The sequence below is a fragment of the Acidovorax sp. HMWF018 genome, assembly GCF_003061035.1.
Taxonomy (GTDB): Bacteria; Pseudomonadota; Gammaproteobacteria; order Burkholderiales; family Burkholderiaceae_C; genus Acidovorax; species Acidovorax delafieldii.
In genome coordinates, this window is record NZ_QAIM01000019.1 from 1 (window position 1) to 1,308 (window position 1,308).

At 61.7% G+C, this 1,308-nt stretch carries 1 protein-coding gene; it reads right to left on the reverse strand.

What is annotated here, in order from left to right; all coding sequences use genetic code 11:
* Nucleotides 1-39: 39 nt before the first annotated feature.
* Nucleotides 40-1,244, reverse strand: a protein-coding gene (locus tag DBR23_RS00550; protein WP_108496960.1) for an IS3 family transposase whose coding sequence is annotated in 2 segments (ribosomal slippage) — nucleotides 40-965 and nucleotides 965-1,244 — 1,206 coding nt in all. Because the reading frame shifts where the segments join, the coding sequence is not laid out codon by codon here.
* Nucleotides 1,245-1,308 lie beyond the last annotated feature (64 nt).

The following is a 1,308-nucleotide window of genomic DNA, read 5'->3' on the forward strand; positions in this document are numbered from 1 at the left end:
TGACCTTGCCCCTGTTTCGTGTAGTTCTTAACCCACGATTCACGCGGCCTTTTTGCGCTGTGCCTCGTACCAGCGTTGTTCGTACTGCATCGGGCTGAGGTAGCCCAGCGAGGAATGCAGCCTGCGGTGATTGTAGAAGGCCATCCAGTCCATCACCGCCTGCCCGGCCTGCTCACGGGTAGCGAATTTGCACCCATGTACGCTGGCTGTTTTCAGCCGCCCCCAGAAGCTTTCCGTTGGGGCGTTATCCCAGCAGTTGCCCTTCCTGCTCATCGATGAACGCATGCCCCAGTCCTTCAGTGCGCCCTGGACCTCGTGGCTGCAATACTGGCTGCCCCGGTCGCTGTGGAATATCAGACCGGGTGGTGGCCGGCGACGCCACAACGCCATGGTCAGCGCGTCCTTGACCAGGCTTGCCTGCATGTGCGACTGCAGGCTCCAGCCCACCACCTGGCGGCTAAACAGGTCGATGACGGCGGCCAGGTACAGCCAGCCTTCGTCGGTTTGGATGTAGGTGATGTCGCCACTCCATAGCTGGTTGGGAGCTTCAGGGTTGAAGCGCCGCTGCACCAGGTCAGGTGCCACCGGCAGGCTGTGGCGGCTGTCGGTGGTGACCACGAACTTGCGTTTCGTTTTGGCCTTGATGCCGTGCTGCTGCATGAGCTTGCGAACCCGGTCTTTGCCCACCCGGATGCCTCGGGCCACAAGCTCCTTGTGCATGCGTGGCCAGCCGTATTCGCCCTTGACCTCGGCGTGGATGGCACGGATGTGCGCCAGCAGGGCTTCATCGCTGTAGAGTCGGCCAGGGCCGCTGCGGCCATGACCATCCTCTCGCCGGCGCAGCCAGTTGAAGTACCCGCTGGCGCTGACCTCCAGCACCCCGCAGGACACGCTCACCGGGTAACGGTACTTCATTTGGTCAATCCAGGCGTACCTCGCAGCGTGTCCTGCGCGAAGTACGCCGCAGCTTTTTTTGCGATGTCGCGCTCCATGCGAAGGCGAGCATTCTCGGCGCGCAGCCGGGCAATCTCCATCTGCTCGGGCGAGACTTTGGTCGCCTTGTCGGCGCTGCCAACGTCGTTCAGCTCTCCCTTGGATGACAGTCGCACCCAGTTGCCCAGACTGGCCTTGGGAATGCCCAGCACCTTGGCCACCACCGCAATCGCCTGGCCAGCTCGCACCTGCCGAACCGCCTCCAGTTTGAACTCCCGCGTGTACTGCGCACGCACTTGCTTGTCACTCATTGCTCAACTCCTTGTCGGTATTTTCAACAAGGGTTAAGAACTCCACTTTTCAGGGGCAACCTCA